We start from the raw sequence: 14,739 nt of genomic DNA on the forward strand, positions 1-14,739 counted from the left end.
GCGGCCTCGACCGGCGCCGGCAGCGTCATGCCGGTGCGCGGGCGGTTTTCGCTGTCGCCGCTGAACCGCCGGCGCTGGCAGAACTTCAAGGCCAACCGGCGCGGCTATGTCTCGCTGTGGCTGTTCCTCATTCTTTTCTTCGTTTCGCTGTTCGCGGAATTCATCGCCAACGACCGGCCATTCCTGATCCACGTCAACGGCAAGCTGTTCTTCCCGGCGGTGGTGACCTATCCGGAGACCGCGTTCGGCGGTGATTTCGAGACGGCGGCGGACTATCGCGATCCGTTCCTGCAGAACCTCATCAAGGAGAAGGGCGGCGGCATCTACTGGCCGCCGATCCGCTACTCCTACGACACCCATAACCTCGATCTGCCGACGCCGGCGCCCTCCGCGCCGACCTGGATGCTCACCGAGGCCGAGTGCAAGCCGGTGGTCGAGCGCAAGAAGCTCTCCGGCTGCCGCGACCTCGAATACAACTGGCTCGGCACCGACGATCAGGGTCGCGACGTGGTGGCGCGGCTCATTTACGGTTTCCGGATATCGGTGCTGTTCGGGCTGATCCTCACGGTGATTTCCTCGATCATCGGCGTCGCCGCCGGCGCAGTGCAAGGCTATTTCGGCGGCTGGGTCGATCTGCTGTTCCAGCGATTCATCGAGATCTGGACCGCCATCCCGTCGCTTTATCTCCTGCTCATTATCTCCTCGGTGCTGGTGCCCGGCTTCTTCGTGCTGCTCGGCATTCTGCTGCTGTTCTCGTGGGTGTCGCTGGTCGGACTGGTGCGCGCCGAGTTTCTGCGAGGCCGCAACTTCGAATACATCCAGGCGGCCCGTGCGCTCGGCGTGTCGAATGCCGTCATCATGTTCCGCCACCTGCTGCCGAACGCGATGGTCGCGACCATGACCTTCCTGCCGTTCATCCTGTCGTCGTCGGTGATGACGCTGACCGCGCTGGACTTCCTCGGCTTCGGCCTGCCGCCCGGCTCGCCCTCGCTCGGCGAGATGCTGTCGCAGGGCAAGGCCAATGTGCAGGCACCGTGGCTCGGCCTCACCGGCTTCTTCTCGCTGGCGATCATGCTGTCGCTCTTGATCTTCATCGGCGAGGCGGTGCGTGACGCCTTCGACCCGCGCAAGACCTTCAGGTAACGCCGATGGCCGAAAAGCTCCTCGAAATCAAGGATCTGTCGGTCGCCTTCGGCGAGGGCGCGCGGCAGGTCACGGCGGTCGATCGCGTGTCGTTCGACATCGCCCGGGGCGAGACGGTGGCGCTGGTCGGTGAATCCGGTTCCGGCAAGTCGGTCACCGCGCTGTCGGTGATGAAGCTGCTGCCTTATCCGGCGGCGCATCACCCGACCGGCGAGATTCTGTTCAAGGGGCAAAACCTCTCGGCGATGCGCGAGAACGAGATCCGGCGGGTGCGCGGCAATGACATCACCATCATCTTCCAGGAGCCGATGACCTCGCTCAATCCGCTCCACACCATCGAGAAGCAGATCGGCGAGATTCTGCAGCTTCATCAGCCGATCTCGGCTGCCGCCGCGCGCAAGCGCACGCTCGAACTCTTGACCGAGGTCGGCATTCCCGATCCGGCGTCGCGGCTCGGCAGCTATCCGCATCAATTGTCCGGCGGCCAGCGTCAGCGTGTAATGATCGCGATGGCCTTGGCGAACGAGCCGGACCTGCTGATCGCCGACGAGCCGACAACCGCGCTCGACGTCACCGTGCAGGCGCAAATCCTCAAGCTTCTGAAGGAAACCCAGAAGCGGCTCGGCATGTCGATGCTGTTCATCACCCACGACCTCGGCATCGTGCGCAAGGTCGCGGATCGTGTCTGCGTCATGCAGCGCGGCAAAATCGTCGAGGCCGGCGAGGTCGAGCGTGTCTTCACCGCGCCGGAGCATCCCTATACGAAGGCGCTGCTTGCCGCCGAGCCGAAGCCCGATCCGGCGCCGTCGCGGCCGGACGCGCCACTGGTCGTCAAGACCGACGATCTGAAGGTCTGGTTCCCGATCCGGCGCGGCGTGCTGCGCAAGACGGTCGGCCACATCAAGGCGGTCGACGGCGTCAGCGTCGAGCTGCGCCGGGGCGAGACGCTCGGCGTCGTCGGCGAATCCGGCTCCGGCAAGACCACGCTCGGCCTCGCCATCCTGCGGCTGATCTCCTCGCAGGGGCCGATCGTGTTCCTCGGCAAGCCGATCCAGGGCCTGACCTTCAAGGAGATGCGGCCCGTGCGCCGCGACATGCAGATTGTGTTCCAGGACCCCTACGGCTCGCTGTCGCCGCGCATGGCGGTCGGCGACATCATCGCTGAGGGGCTGGAGGTGCATTTCCCCAAGATGAGCGAGCAGGAGCGCGAGGCGAAGGTGATCGCCGCGCTGCGCGACGTCGGTCTCGATGCCGAGATGCGCCAGCGCTATCCGCACGAGTTCTCCGGCGGCCAGCGTCAGCGTATTGCGCTCGCGCGCGCCGCCGTGCTGGAGCCGACCTTCGTGGTGCTCGACGAGCCGACCAGCGCGCTCGACATGCTGTTCCAGTCGCAGATGGTCGATCTGCTGCGCGACCTGCAGAAGCGGCGCGACCTCACTTATATGTTCATCTCGCACGACCTGCGCGTGGTCGCGGCGATGGCGAGCCGGCTAGTCGTCATGCGCAACGGCAAGATCGTGGAAGAGGGCGCGGCCGCCGATCTCTTCAAGCGCCCGAAGAGCGACTACACCCGCGCGCTGTTCGCCGCCGCCTTCAAGCTCGAAACGGCGCCCGAGGGCGTGGTGGCGCAGTAGGGCATCTCACGCAGTCGTGACTGGCGCGTGTCCCGCGCGGTCGGGCAAGACGGGGCTGCATTCCCGTCAGCAAAGAAACGATCCATGTCCGGCCTCGCGCGCAAAATTTTCATTGCTCTCCTTGTTTCGTCCAGCCTCGCCGTCGTGGCGCGCGCCGATCAGGGCGACTATCCGATCAAGGCCGACGATGGCGAGATCATCGCCAACCATAAAATCTCGTCGGATCTCGAAGCCCGTATCGAGAAGCTGCCGAACGTGGTGGTTGCCGCCAACCCGAACGGCAAGGTGACGCTGTACGAGTTCTACGATCTCAACTGTCCGTATTGCCGGCGGGCCTCCGCCGACATCGACACGCTGGTGAAAAGCAACGCGAACCTGCGGCTCGTGCTGGTGCCGTTTCCGGTGCTCGGCATCCCGTCGATCCTCGCCGCGCGCATCGAATATGCGGTGGTGAAGCTCGCGACGCCCGATCAATTCTACAAGTTTCATCGGCTGGTCTATCAGGGCCGCGGCGTCATCGACGACAAGCGCGCCTTCGAGGCGGCCAAGCAGATCGGCCTCGATCCGCAGAAGGTGTTCGATCTCGCCAATTCGGAATCCTTCGCCGGCGACATGAAGCAGCACTTACAGCTCGGCGACGCGCTCGGCATCCAGGCGACGCCGGGCCTCGTCATCAGGGGCGTCAGCTTTGTCGGTTATCCGGGCAAGAAGGCGCTGGCCGGCGTCGTCGCGGCTGCACAGAAGTGCGGTCAGGTGATGTGCGGGAAATAACTACGCCGCCAGTCCCAGGATCTGCCGCGCTTCCGCCGTCGTCGCCGGCCGCCGGCCGTATTCGGCGCAGAGGTCGGCTAGCCGTTTGACCAGCGCGGCGTTCGACGGCGCGAGCTTGCCGCTTTCGTCCCAGCGGATGTTGTCCTCGAGCCCGGTGCGGCAGTGGCCGCCGGCCTCGAGACTCCAGCGGTTGAGCATCAGCTGGCCCTTGCCGATGCCGGCGCCGGTCCAGGTCGCCTGCGGCGCGATGCGCTTGAGCGTTTTCACGTAGAAGTCGAAGGTCTCCTTGTCGACCGGCATGGCGTTCTTCACGCCCATGACGAACTGCACATGCAGCGGTCCCTTGATCTTGCCGGCCTCTTCCATCTTTACCGCCTGGAAGATCATCGACAGGTCGAAGGCTTCGATCTCGGGCTTGACGTCGTATTTGATCATCTCGGCGGAGAGCCAGTCGACCAGCTCCGGCGAATTCTCGTAGACGCGGGTCGGGAAGTTGCATGAGCCGGTCGACAGCGAGGCCATGTCCGGCCGCAGCGGCAGCATGCCGCCGCGCTCGCGGCCGGTGCCGGAGCGCCCCCCGGTCGAGAGCTGGATGATCATGCCGGGGCAGTGTTTCTTCAGGCCCTCGACCAGCCGGCCGAATTTCTCCGGATCGGAGGAGGTGGTGCCGTCGTCATTGCGCACGTGACAATGCGCGAGCGACGCGCCGGCCTCGAACGAGGCCTGAGTCGACTCGACCTGCTCCGGCACCGTGATCGGCACCGCCGGATTGTCGGCCTTGGTCGGCACCGATCCGGTGATCGCGACGGTGATGATGCAGGGGGTCGTCATAGGCTGCTCCGATTTATCCGCGAGGCATCATGGCCCGCGGTCGGCGGCCGGCGCAACCGCCCGGCAGTTGATGCGACCATGTGAAAAGCCTTACGGAATGCGCCTTTATGCGGCGTGGGCGTCGAGCGCGGCCACCGAGCGCAGCGCGTCGAGCGCCTGCTCGACCAGCACCTCGTCGGCATTGGCCGCGCGCACCGCGTAAATCGGATAGGCGAAACTCGGCGCGCCGTCGACGAGGTGCAGCTTGCCGCTGTCGAGATAGGGCTTGGCGGCGCGGCGCCTGAAATAGCCGGAGCCGCCGGCCTCCACGATGTAGCTCAAGGCCAGCGGCCCGAGACCGACGAACAGGCCGGGATTGGTCACGTCGGGAAAGCTCATGCCGTGATGGATCGCGAATTCCGGACCCCAGTCGACATAAACATAGTCCGGCGAGGACAGCGGCTTCACGCTCGGATCGGTGGTGACCAGCACCAGCGTCTCCTCGAGAATCTGATCGACCCGCAGGCCGGGCCGGTTCTGCGGCGCATACATCACCGCGACGTCGAGCATGCCTTCTGCGACCTGCGTGATCAGCCCTTCCGGCAGCCCGACCTGAACGCGCAGCGCGATGTCGGCGGCGGCGCGGCGCATCCACACCAGCCAGTCGAGCATCAGCGGGTGCCACAGGCTGAGTTCGCCGCCGATCGCCAGCACCGCGGTGCGGCCCGGCGGCACCGCGACCTGATGGCGGGCGCGCTCCCAGAGCTGCACGAAGTTCGGCGCGTAACGCAGGAACTGCTCGCCGGCCGGCGTCAGCGACGCGCCGGCCTTGTTGCGCACGAACAGCGGCCGGCCGAGCTGCTCCTCGAGCGAGCGCACGCGCGCGCTCACGGTGGTCTGGCTGACGTTCAGCCGTTCGGCGGCGCGGATGAAACTGCGCGTCGAGACGATGGTCAGGAATGTGCGTGCGAGATCGATATCCATGCCGTGCCCGTTCGCTCAGCCTATCTAGCAATAATATTGCTATTAAACTCGAATTAATTTCGTTTGTCCCACTTTAATCCGATAGGCACCCTGAAAACGAGAAAAAGAGAGCGGATTCGTGGGCTTCGACGCCAATTCCCTGGTCCTGATCGTTGTTCTTGCGCTCGTCTTCTGGACGGTCGGCCGCAAGTACGAGGAATTGCGCACGCGCGCCTCGCGCGAGTTGCGTCTCTCGACCTGTCTCGACGAAGCGGCGGACAGCGGCCCGCTCGCGCCCGGCGCTCATCCCGAGATGCACGACGCCGCACCTCCGTGCGCGGTGGCCGGCAACGTCACCGGAGATCTGCGCCGGATCGCGGCGATGGACGGCTCGTTCGACGCCGACCGGTTTCTCCAGGGCGCGCGTCTCGTCTACGAGGCGATCGTGCTCGCCTTCGCCAAGGGCGACCGCGAGCTGCTGGCGGACCTGCTGACCGCCGACGTCTACCGCACCTTCGTTCATGCCATCGCGCTGCGCGAAGCGCGTCAGCATCGCGTCTCGACGCGCTTCGTCTGCCTGAACGACGCGCGGATCGAGGAAGCCGCGGTCATCGATGGTCAGGTGCAGATCGTCGTCACCTTCGACAGCGAGATCGTCGCCGCCACGCGCGACGCGGCCAACGCCGTCGTCGACGGCAATCCCGCGGCCGTCACGGCGATGGCGGACCGCTGGACCTTCGTGAAGGGGCTTCGGGCGAACGGGCTTTGGCGGCTTGCGGCGACGGAAACGTCGCGTGGGGAGCCCGAACAGCCCGCCACACCACAATCCGCCGAAACATGCGGATGAGAAAACGAGCGGCGTCAAGCCGCCGGACATCAACAGAGGGAGGAAAGTCTTATGAGCAGTTTTCTACCGTTCCTTGACCGGTCGCGCACCATCGCCAAGCCGGGCTTCAACCGGTGGCTGGTGCCGCCGGCGGCGCTGTGCGTGCATCTTTGCATCGGCCAGGCCTATGCGTTCAGCGTGTTCAACCTGCCGATGACGCGCCTCATCGGCGTGTCGCAGTCGGCGCCGGGGGACTGGAAGCTGACCGATCTCGGCTGGATCTTCTCGATCGCGATGGCTGTGCTCGGCATTTCGGCCGCCGTGTTCGGCCGCTGGGTCGAGGAAGGCGGGCCGCGCAAGGCGATGTTCACCGCCGGCCTGTGCTGGGCGGGCGGCTTCCTGATCTCGGCGCTCGGCATTTATCTGCACAACCTCTGGATCATCTATCTCGGCTACGGCGTGATCGGCGGCTGCGCGCTCGGCATCGGCTACATCTCGCCGGTCTCGACGCTGATCAAGTGGTTCCCGGATCGTCCGGGCATGGCGACCGGCATGGCGATCATGGGCTTCGGCGGCGGCGCGCTGGTGGCGTCTCCGCTGTCGGTCTGGCTGATGAGCAAGTTTGCGACGTCGACCCATGTCGGCGTGTTCGAAACCTTCATCGTGATGGGCTGCGCCTACTTCGTGTTCATGATGGTCGGCGCCGCGATCGTGCGCGTGCCGGCGGCGGACTGGAAACCAGAAGGCTTCGTTCCGCCGAAACAGAGCAAGCTCATCAGCAGGAACGACGTCTATGTTTATGATGCGGTGAAGACTCCGCAGTTCTGGCTGATCTGGATCGTGCTGTTCCTCAACACCACGGCCGGCATCGGCGTGCTCGGTCAGGCGTCGGCGATGAGCCAGGAAATGTTCCCCGGCCACATCACCGCCATCGCGGCCGCCGGTCTGGTCGGCCTGATGAGCCTGTTCAACATGGGCGGACGTTTCTCGTGGGCTTCGGTGTCCGACTATATCGGCCGCAAGAACACCTACTTCGTGTTCATGACGCTCGGCTTCATCCTCTATGTGACGGTGCCGTTCGCCGGCGCGACGGGCAATGTGTACCTGTTCGTGTTCTGCTTCCTGATCATCGTGTCGATGTATGGCGGCGGGTTCTCGACCGTGCCGGCCTACCTGAAGGATATGTTCGGCGTGCGTTACGTCGGCGCCATTCACGGCATCCTGCTGACGGCCTGGTCGGCCGCCGGCATCGTCGGCCCCGTGTTGATCAATTACATCCGGGAATACAATGTCACTCACGGCGTGCCGAAGGCACAGGCCTACAACACCACCATGTACATCATGGCCGGCCTGCTGGTGATCGGCTTCATCGCCAACTTCTTCGTGCGTGCGGTGAACAGCCGTTACCACATGCAGGCGGATCACCCGGCCAATGCCGGTGCGGTTCCCGTCGGCAGCGCTCATTAGCGGAGAGAGGAGTCCACCATGCAAAATGTCGATCAATCGAAAACGACAACGCTGCATCTGGTTCTCGCCTGGTGTTTTGTCGGCATCCCGCTGCTTGCCGGCGTCACCCAGACGCTCATCAATGCCATGAAGTTATTCCAGTAGAGACGGTACCTGCCGTTCTACCCCTGACTTCGGCAGCCGCGAGGCTGCCGATTTTTTTTAAACAAAAAGGATCAGGGCCGCCGCACGCTCGTCACCGGGCTGCCGGCCGCGCCGATCCGCGCCACCGCGGCGGCGACCGTCTCGATCGCGACCGCCATGTGAAACGCATTGGCGTGAACGATGGTGTCCTTGTCGCGCGCGACGGCGACGTGGCCCTTCCAGAACACCAGATCGCCGCGCGCGAGCGCGTCGAGCGTGACCGCGGTGCCGACGGTCTGCTCCTGCATGTTGCTGTCGCGCGGGCAGGGCCGGCCGGCGGCGTTCATCGCGACCTGCACCAGCCCCGAGCAGTCGATGCCTTGCGTGGTCTTGCCGCCCCAGAGATAAGGCGTGCCGAGGAACCGTTCCGCGACGGCGACCGGATCGTGCTCTTTTGCATCGATCGCCGCGAGGTGCTGGCGCGGCACATAAAGTCCGGCGGCGGTCACGGCAAAGCTGCCGTCCTCGCGCGTCACCGCGAGCCGCGCGCCGAGCGGCAGCGCGACGAACGGCGGCAGCTTGATGTCGGGGCCGGGAAAGCCGTGGCTGCGCAGCGCGGCGATCTTGTGTGTCGCCGGCGCGCTTTCGCGCGCGAGCGCCGCGGCCGGCAGGTAGCCGACATAACTGTCGGCTTCGAGCTGGCCCCAGGCCCAGCCTTCCTCATCGATTTCGTAGACCCGGACGCGCTCGCCATAGAGCGCTTCGGTGTCGAGCGCGGCGTCGTGGCGCGGCTCGCGCCGCAGCGGCGCCTGCGCGTGGACCACCTCATAAACCTCGCCGTCGGTAAACCGCGCGGCCTCGACCTTGCCCTGCAAACGGGCGTCGGCGAGGTCGGGGCGAAAGGCGTTGAGGCGGCGGTCGAGGGTCATTTATTGTTCGTAGCGTTCACACAGCAGCGCGTAGATCGCGCGGGCGGCCTGGCACTCGCCGCCCTCCGGGCGCCCCGGCTTGCTCGCCGGCGTCCAGGCGAAGATGTCGAAATGCACCCAGGCCTTGGCCTGCTCGACGAATTTCGCGAGGAACAGCGCCGCGGTGATCGATCCGGCGAAGCCGCCGGCGCCGGCATTGTTGATGTCGGCCACCTTGGTATCGAGCATCGCCTCATAGGGCCGCCACAGCGGCAGCCGCCACAGCGGATCGCTCTCCGCGGTCGCCGCGATCATCAGGCTCGCCGCCAGCCGGTCGTCGTCGGTGAAGAACGGCGGAATGTCGGGACCGAGCGCGACGCGCGCCGCGCCGGTCAGCGTCGCGAAGTCGATCATCAGGTCGGGCTTTTCCTCGTCGGCCAGCGACAGCGCATCCGCGAGAATGAGACGGCCCTCGGCGTCGGTGTTGCCGATCTCGACCGTGATGCCCTTGCGCGAGGTAAAGACGTCGCGCGGGCGGAAGCTGATGCCGGAAATGGAGTTCTCGACCGCGGGAACCAGCACGCGTAGCCGCACCGGCAGCTTGCGGGCCATGATCATGTGCGCGAGCGCGAGCGCGGTGGCGGCGCCGCCGAGGTCCTTCTTCATGTTCAGCATCGCGCTGCTGGGCTTGATGTCGAGCCCGCCGGTATCGAAACAGACGCCTTTGCCAACCAGCGTGACTTTCGGATGGCTTGGCTTGCCCCAGGTGAAGTCGATCAGCCGTGGCGCGCGCGGCGAGCCCATGCCGACGATATGGATCAGCGGAAACTGCTTCTCCAGCGCGCGGCCGGCGGTGACGCGCAGCTTGGCGCCGTGCGCGCGCGCGACCTTGCGCGCGGCGGTCTCGAGTTCGGCCGGCCCAAGATCGTTGGCCGGCGTGTTGACGAGGTCGCGCGCCAGCGTCACGCCGTCGATGATCGCCGAAAGCTCCTTGGCGTCGACGCCGTCCGGCGCGATCAGCTTGATCGCGCGGGCCTTGGTCTTGCGATAGCGCGTGAAGTTGTAGCCGCCGAGCGCGATGGCGAGCGCGGCGAGCCGGGCGTCGTGCGGCGCGTTGGCGAAACGATAGGCGCCGTCCGGCAGAAGATTCGCCAGCGTGCCGGGCAGGAACAGGTTTTTGGTCCTGGCGTCGGGCTGCTCGATGCCGAACAGCACGGCGGCGAGCTTGCCGTCCTTGGCCGGCACCAGCGCGCAGCGGCCGGGCGAGGGCTCGAAGCCGGATGCGTCGAGGAAGGCGCGGCCGGCGGCGTCGAGCTGCCGCGTCAGCGACGCCGCATTGGATTTGTGGACGAACCAGATCGGGATGGCCTTTGCCGCCGCTTTGGCGTCGGCCGCAAAAATCGGGTGCAGGGCGTTTGTCATGGCCCGCACTATGGCCTTGGGCCCGGCGGATTCGCCAGCCCGGCGCGGCGTCGTGGCAAATGTGGCGGCGCCTGCCGTGCCGCCGGCCCACGAAATCTGCGCCGGGTTAACCGCGCGTTAGGGTTAACGTTTTATTGCTCGGACCGGTCGCCCCAAAAGACGCCCGAAGGATGCCCGGACCAGTGCCTTTACCCCGCATCACAGGTTTGCTCGCCACCGCCGCGCTCGCCGCCGTCCTGGCGCTGCCGATGGCCGGCTGCAAGACGACGGGCGGCGACGACGTCACCGGTTCGATCGGCAGCCAGCGGGAGCCGCGCACCGACGCCGAATGGCGCCGCGCCGCCGACTACTGGGAGCCGCGCTATGAGGCCAACACGGCGGACGCCGAGGTGGCGATGCGCTACGCCCAGGCGCTGCGCGCGACCGGCCGCAAGACGCAGGCCGCCGCGGTGCTCGAACAGGCCTCGATCAAGAATCCGCACAACCGCGCATTGCTCGGCGAGTTCGGCCGCGCGCTCGCCGATGTCGGCAAGCTGCAGCAGGCGCTCGAGGTGCTCGGCCGCGCCCATACGCCGGACCAGCCGGACTGGCGCATCCTCAACGCGCAGGGCGCGGTGCTCGACCAGCTCGGCCGCCCGCAGGAGGCGCGCCGCCACTACGCGAGCGCGCTGAAGATCAAGCCGAACGATCCGTCGGTGCTGTCCAATCTCGGCCTGTCCTACGCGCTGACCAAGGATTTGCGCCGCGCCGAGTCGACTTTGCGTCAGGCCGCCGCCCAGCCCGGCGCCGAGCCGAAGGTGCGGCAGAACCTTGCGCTCGTTGTCGCGCTGCAGGGCCGTTTCGACGAGGCCGAGCAGGTCGTGCGTGCCGATCTGCCGCCGGCCGAAGCGGCCGCCGCGGTCGACGAGCTGAAGCAGATGATCGAGCAGCGCGGCGGCGTCCAACGCACCGGGCAGCCTTCGAGCGGCCGGCGCGGCAAGTCGCGCGGGTGAACAACTAAAGGCTCTCCGCTCGTCATTCCGGACGCCGCGAAGCGGCGATCCGGAATCCAGAAACACGAAGGCAGTCTTTGAGACTGGATTCCGGGTTCCGACCTTTGGTCGGCCCCGGAATGACGCTGCTCTGACTTGAAATCCGGCGCCTACAGCCCCATCACCTTGATGACGGCGGGGCCGAGAATGACCACGAACAGCACCGGCAGGAAGAACAGGATCATCGGCACGGTGAGCTTGGGCGGCAGGCCGGCGGCCTTCTTCTCGGCCTCCGTCATGCGCATGTCGCGGTTTTCCTGCGCCATCACGCGCAGCGTCTGCCCGAGCGGCGTGCCGTAGCGCTCCGCCTGCTGCAGCGCCATGCAGACCGACTTCACGCCGTCGAGATCGGTGCGCTTGGCGAGGTTTTCGTAAGCCTGCCGGCGGTCGGGCAGGTAGGACAGTTCCGCAGTCGTCAGCGTCAGTTCCTCGGCGAGCGGCACCGACTGCGAGCCGATCTCCTCGGACACTCGCTTGAAGGCGGCCTCGACCGACATGCCGGACTCGACGCAGATCAGCAGCAGGTCGAGCGCGTCCGGGAACGCGCGCTTGATCGTGAGCTGCCGGCGCTGAATCTTGTTCTTCAACAGCATCAGCGGCAGGTGCATGCCGAGATAGGCGGCGCCGATGCCGATGCCGAATTTCACCAGCGGCGGCTGGTTGAACTCGATCACGACGAACAGATAGAACAGCGCCGCGGCGAAGGCGCAGATCGGCGTCACCATGCGGAAGAACAGATAGGTCACATAGGGCGCCTGGCCGCGATAGCCGGCCTGCACCAGCTTCAGCCGCGCTTCCTCCTGGCCGACCCACTTGGCGAGGTTGAATTTCTCGACGACGGTCTGGACATATTGCTTCGGCGACTGGCGCAGCGTCGCCTTCTCGCCGCGCGCCAGCCGCTCGCGTTCGCGCTGGCGGATCTTCTCGCGCTCGATCGCGACCGATTTCATCCGCTTGTCGAGATTGTTACCGGACAACAGCGGCATCGCGATCGTCAATACGGTCGCGCCCGCGGCGATGGCGGCAAACACCATCGCCAGCGTCTTGACCTCGATTGCATTGACGAGAAGATCGAGCATAGGCTTGCGTTCGGGACCGTGTTCAGAAGTCGAAGTTGATCATTTTCTTCATCACCAGGATGCCCATCGTCATCCACACCGCGGACGCCGCCAGCATCAACCGGCCGAGCGGCTCGGTCCACAGCAGCGAGATGTAGTTCGGGCTGCTGATGTAAACGAGGATCATCACGGCGATCGGCAGCGCGCCGATGATGCCGGCGGAAGCCTTGGCCTCCTGCGACATCGCCTGAATCTTGGCTTTCATCTTCTTGCGGTCGCGCAGCACGCGCGACAGGTTGCCGAGCGCTTCGGACAGGTTGCCGCCGGCCTTCTGCTGGATGCCGATCACGATGGCGAAGAAGTTGGCTTCCGGCACCGGCATGCTCTCGTAGATCTTACCGCAGGCCTCGCCGATCGGGATGCCGATCGCCTGCGTCTCGACGACGGAGCGGAACTCGGATTTCACCGGCTCCGGCGCTTCGACGGCGATCATCTTCAGGCAGTCGAGCAGCGGCAGGCCGGCCTTGATGCCGCGCACCACCACGTCGACGGCATCGGGGAACGCGGCAAGAAACTTCGCCTCGCGGCGCTTCTTGAGGAATTTCAGCATCCACATCGGCAGGCCGAACGCGCCGACAAAGGCGAACGCCAGCGCCACCAGCAGGCCGACGCCGAAGACGAGGCCGGCCAGGAACAGGCCGAGGCCGAGCGCGCCGGAAACGAGAAAATACTGGCGCTTCGACCACGTCAGCCCGGCCTGCGAGATCTTGATCGGCAGCGGCACTTTGCTCGATTTCTTGTGCCTCTGCTCGAGATCCTTCAGCGCGCTTTCCACGGTGTCGCGGCGCGAGCGCGGCGCGTTGCGGGTCGCGCGGACCGGCTCGGCCTTGGCGACGCTGGCCTTGCGTTTCTCCGCCTGCCGCTCGCCGGACAGGATCGGATAGAGAAAGACATAGACGATGCCCCCGACCGCGATCGAGGCGAGGGCGAAGACTGCGAGGGGTTGCATGTCCTGCCCCCTCTAGCCCTTGATGTCTTCGTTGGCCGCTTCGGCGGCGTCGAGCGCGGCGGCGAGCCGCTTCTCCTCGCCGTAATAGCGGGCGCGGTCCCAGAATTTCGGCCGGCCGATGCCGGTCGAGCGGTGACGGCCGATGATGTTGCCTTGCGCGTCTTCGCCGGTCATCTCGTAGACGAACAGATCCTGCGTGATGATGACGTCGCCTTCCATGCCCATCACCTCGGTGATGTGTGTGATGCGGCGCGAGCCGTCGCGCAGGCGGGCGGCCTGCACGACGACGTCGACCGAGGCGACGATCATCTCGCGGATGGTGCGCGAGGGCAGTGAGAAGCCGCCCATCGTGATCATGGATTCGAGACGCGACAGCGCCTCGCGCGGGCTGTTGGCGTGCAGCGTGCCCATCGAGCCGTCGTGGCCGGTGTTCATCGCCTGCAACAGGTCGAACGCTTCGGGTCCGCGCACTTCGCCGACGATGATGCGTTCCGGACGCATACGCAGGCAGTTCTTCACCAACTCGCGCATGGTGACCTGGCCTTCGCCCTCGAGATTGGGCGGCCGGGTTTCGAGGCGCACCACATGCGGCTGCTGCAGCTGAAGCTCGGCGGCGTCCTCGCAGGTGATGATGCGTTCGGTCGATTCGATGAACTGGGTGAGGCAGTTCAGCAGCGTGGTCTTGCCGGAGCCGGTGCCGCCGGACACCAGCGTGTTGACGCGGGCGCGGCCGACGATCTGGAGGATGTCGGCGCCCTGCGGCGTGATCGTGCCGAACTTGACGAGCTGGTCGAGCGTCAGCTTGTCCTTCTTGAACTTGCGGATGGTGAGCGCCGGGCCGTCGATCGACAGCGGCGGCACGATGGCGTTGACGCGGGAGCCGTCCGGCAGGCGCGCGTCGCAGATCGGCGAGGCTTCGTCGACGCGGCGGCCGACCTGGCTGACGATGCGCTGGCAGATGTTCAGCAGTTGCTGGTTGTCGCGGAACCGGATTCCGGTGCGCTGAATCTTGCCGGCGACTTCGATGTAGACCGTGCCGGAGCCGTTGACCATGATGTCGGCGATGTCGTCGCGCGCGAGCAGCGGCTCGAGCGGGCCGAAGCCGAGCACGTCGTTGCAGATGTCGTCGAGCAGCTCTTCCTGCTCGGAGATCGACATCACGATGTTCTTGATCGCGATGATCTCGTTGACGATGTCGCGGATTTCCTCGCGCGCTGCGACGGCGTCGAGCCGGGCGAGCTGGGCGAGGTCGATCGCCTCGATCAGGGCGCCGAACACGGTGCCCTTGGTTTCGTAATAGGTGTCTGACTTGCGCGAGTCGATCGCGCTCGCGGCCATGTTGGTGTTGATGCCGGCGGGCGGGCGGTTCCCGGCCGGCGCGGAGATCAGCGGCGCGCCAAGGCCTTCGGACGAAAACGGCGTGCGGCCGCCCTCGACGGGCGGCGCGGCCGGCGCGGTCGGCGGGGCGTCCGCGACGTGCCGCGGCGCTTCCGCGGGCGCGGGCGCCTGCTTCGGCGCGGGCGGTGCGACCGTGACGCCGGCGGGACTGCTACGCTTGCCGAACACTATTCCTT

The 14,739-nt window shown here is 66.1% G+C and carries 14 protein-coding genes; 7 read left to right on the forward strand and 7 right to left on the reverse strand.

The window, feature by feature from the left end; all coding sequences use genetic code 11:
- Positions 1 to 27: 27 nt before the first annotated feature.
- The 3 genes from AB7F10_RS17085 (at position 28) to AB7F10_RS17095 (ending at position 3,548) form a co-directional block, all read left to right on the forward strand.
- Positions 28 to 1,143 (forward strand): ABC transporter permease, encoded by a 1,116-nt coding sequence (locus tag AB7F10_RS17085; protein ID WP_428563451.1) that lies wholly within the window; start codon positions 28 to 30, stop codon positions 1,141 to 1,143.
- A gap of 5 nt (positions 1,144 to 1,148) precedes the next feature.
- Positions 1,149 to 2,777 carry an ABC transporter ATP-binding protein gene (locus AB7F10_RS17090; protein ID WP_428563282.1) on the forward strand — a complete coding sequence of 543 codons (1,629 nt, stop codon included), beginning with the start codon at positions 1,149 to 1,151 and terminating at the stop codon, positions 2,775 to 2,777.
- Positions 2,778 to 2,861: 84 nt separating this feature from the next.
- Positions 2,862 to 3,548: a DsbA family protein gene (locus AB7F10_RS17095; protein ID WP_428563280.1), complete on the forward strand. Its 687-nt coding sequence runs from the start codon at positions 2,862 to 2,864 to the stop codon at positions 3,546 to 3,548.
- Here the strand turns inward: AB7F10_RS17095 and AB7F10_RS17100 are convergent, their stop codons facing one another.
- The gene (locus AB7F10_RS17100) at positions 3,549 to 4,379 is read right to left on the reverse strand and encodes a 3-keto-5-aminohexanoate cleavage protein (RefSeq protein ID WP_428563278.1); all 831 of its coding nucleotides are present in this window, start codon (positions 4,377 to 4,379) and stop codon (positions 3,549 to 3,551) included. It lies immediately after the preceding gene.
- A 105-nt stretch (positions 4,380 to 4,484) separates the two neighbouring features.
- Complete coding sequence (locus AB7F10_RS17105) at positions 4,485 to 5,342, reverse strand: LysR family transcriptional regulator (protein ID WP_428563276.1); 858 nt, start codon at positions 5,340 to 5,342, stop codon at positions 4,485 to 4,487.
- Positions 5,343 to 5,460: 118 nt separating this feature from the next.
- Here AB7F10_RS17105 and AB7F10_RS17110 point away from each other — a divergent pair, with 118 nt between their 5' ends.
- From AB7F10_RS17110 to AB7F10_RS17120, 3 genes are read left to right on the forward strand one after another with little or no spacing between them, the layout of a single operon-like run.
- A complete protein-coding gene (locus tag AB7F10_RS17110; protein ID WP_428563274.1) occupies positions 5,461 to 6,168 on the forward strand; it encodes a Tim44/TimA family putative adaptor protein in 708 nt (235 codons plus the stop codon).
- 51 nt (positions 6,169 to 6,219) lie between these two features.
- Positions 6,220 to 7,614 carry an L-lactate MFS transporter gene (locus AB7F10_RS17115; RefSeq protein ID WP_428563272.1) on the forward strand — a complete coding sequence of 465 codons (1,395 nt, stop codon included), beginning with the start codon at positions 6,220 to 6,222 and terminating at the stop codon, positions 7,612 to 7,614.
- Positions 7,615 to 7,632: 18 nt separating this feature from the next.
- Entirely contained in the window at positions 7,633 to 7,758 is a 126-nt protein-coding gene (locus AB7F10_RS17120; RefSeq protein ID WP_428563270.1) for an MFS transporter small subunit, read from the forward strand.
- Positions 7,759 to 7,829: 71 nt separating this feature from the next.
- Here the strand turns inward: AB7F10_RS17120 and AB7F10_RS17125 are convergent, their stop codons facing one another.
- Together AB7F10_RS17125 and AB7F10_RS17130 are read right to left on the reverse strand one after the other, a co-directional pair.
- On the reverse strand, positions 7,830 to 8,666 hold the full coding sequence (locus AB7F10_RS17125; protein ID WP_428563268.1) for an NlpC/P60 family protein: 837 nt from the start codon (positions 8,664 to 8,666) through the stop codon (positions 7,830 to 7,832).
- Positions 8,667 to 10,067, reverse strand: a complete 1,401-nt coding sequence (locus AB7F10_RS17130) for a leucyl aminopeptidase family protein (protein WP_428563266.1) — start codon at positions 10,065 to 10,067, stop codon at positions 8,667 to 8,669.
- Between the two features lie 182 nt (positions 10,068 to 10,249).
- On the opposite strand from AB7F10_RS17130, the gene AB7F10_RS17135 reads away from it, so the two are divergent.
- Entirely contained in the window at positions 10,250 to 11,059 is an 810-nt protein-coding gene (locus AB7F10_RS17135) for a tetratricopeptide repeat protein (RefSeq protein WP_428563264.1), read from the forward strand.
- Between the two features lie 149 nt (positions 11,060 to 11,208).
- Here AB7F10_RS17135 and AB7F10_RS17140 read toward each other — a convergent pair whose 3' ends face one another.
- Genes AB7F10_RS17140 through AB7F10_RS17150 form a run of 3 tightly spaced genes read right to left on the reverse strand, consistent with a single transcriptional unit; the run spans position 11,209 to position 14,731 of the window.
- Positions 11,209 to 12,177 carry a type II secretion system F family protein gene (locus AB7F10_RS17140; RefSeq protein WP_428563262.1) on the reverse strand — a complete coding sequence of 323 codons (969 nt, stop codon included), beginning with the start codon at positions 12,175 to 12,177 and terminating at the stop codon, positions 11,209 to 11,211.
- 22 nt (positions 12,178 to 12,199) lie between these two features.
- Positions 12,200 to 13,165, reverse strand: coding sequence for a type II secretion system F family protein (locus AB7F10_RS17145; protein ID WP_428563260.1), 966 nt, complete (start codon positions 13,163 to 13,165; stop codon positions 12,200 to 12,202).
- 12 nt (positions 13,166 to 13,177) lie between these two features.
- Positions 13,178 to 14,731, reverse strand: coding sequence for a CpaF family protein (locus tag AB7F10_RS17150; RefSeq protein WP_428563258.1), 1,554 nt, complete (start codon positions 14,729 to 14,731; stop codon positions 13,178 to 13,180).
- Positions 14,732 to 14,739 lie beyond the last annotated feature (8 nt).

The organism is Pseudolabrys sp. (assembly GCF_050250095.1).
Taxonomy (GTDB): domain Bacteria; phylum Pseudomonadota; class Alphaproteobacteria; order Rhizobiales; family Xanthobacteraceae; genus Pseudolabrys.

Coding starts and splice junctions, on each gene's coding strand:
- AB7F10_RS17105 (WP_428563276.1), bottom strand. CDS start 5,342: ATGGATATCGATCTCGCACGCACATTCCTGACCATCGTCTCGACGCGC.
- AB7F10_RS17140 (WP_428563262.1), bottom strand. CDS start 12,177: ATGCTCGATCTTCTCGTCAATGCAATCGAGGTCAAGACGCTGGCGATG.
- AB7F10_RS17090 (WP_428563282.1), top strand. CDS start 1,149: ATGGCCGAAAAGCTCCTCGAAATCAAGGATCTGTCGGTCGCCTTCGGC.
- AB7F10_RS17120 (WP_428563270.1), top strand. CDS start 7,633: ATGCAAAATGTCGATCAATCGAAAACGACAACGCTGCATCTGGTTCTC.
- AB7F10_RS17115 (WP_428563272.1), top strand. CDS start 6,220: ATGAGCAGTTTTCTACCGTTCCTTGACCGGTCGCGCACCATCGCCAAG.
- AB7F10_RS17145 (WP_428563260.1), bottom strand. CDS start 13,165: ATGCAACCCCTCGCAGTCTTCGCCCTCGCCTCGATCGCGGTCGGGGGC.
- AB7F10_RS17095 (WP_428563280.1), top strand. CDS start 2,862: ATGTCCGGCCTCGCGCGCAAAATTTTCATTGCTCTCCTTGTTTCGTCC.
- AB7F10_RS17130 (WP_428563266.1), bottom strand. CDS start 10,067: ATGACAAACGCCCTGCACCCGATTTTTGCGGCCGACGCCAAAGCGGCG.
- AB7F10_RS17085 (WP_428563451.1), top strand. CDS start 28: ATGCCGGTGCGCGGGCGGTTTTCGCTGTCGCCGCTGAACCGCCGGCGC.
- AB7F10_RS17125 (WP_428563268.1), bottom strand. CDS start 8,666: ATGACCCTCGACCGCCGCCTCAACGCCTTTCGCCCCGACCTCGCCGAC.
- AB7F10_RS17100 (WP_428563278.1), bottom strand. CDS start 4,379: ATGACGACCCCCTGCATCATCACCGTCGCGATCACCGGATCGGTGCCG.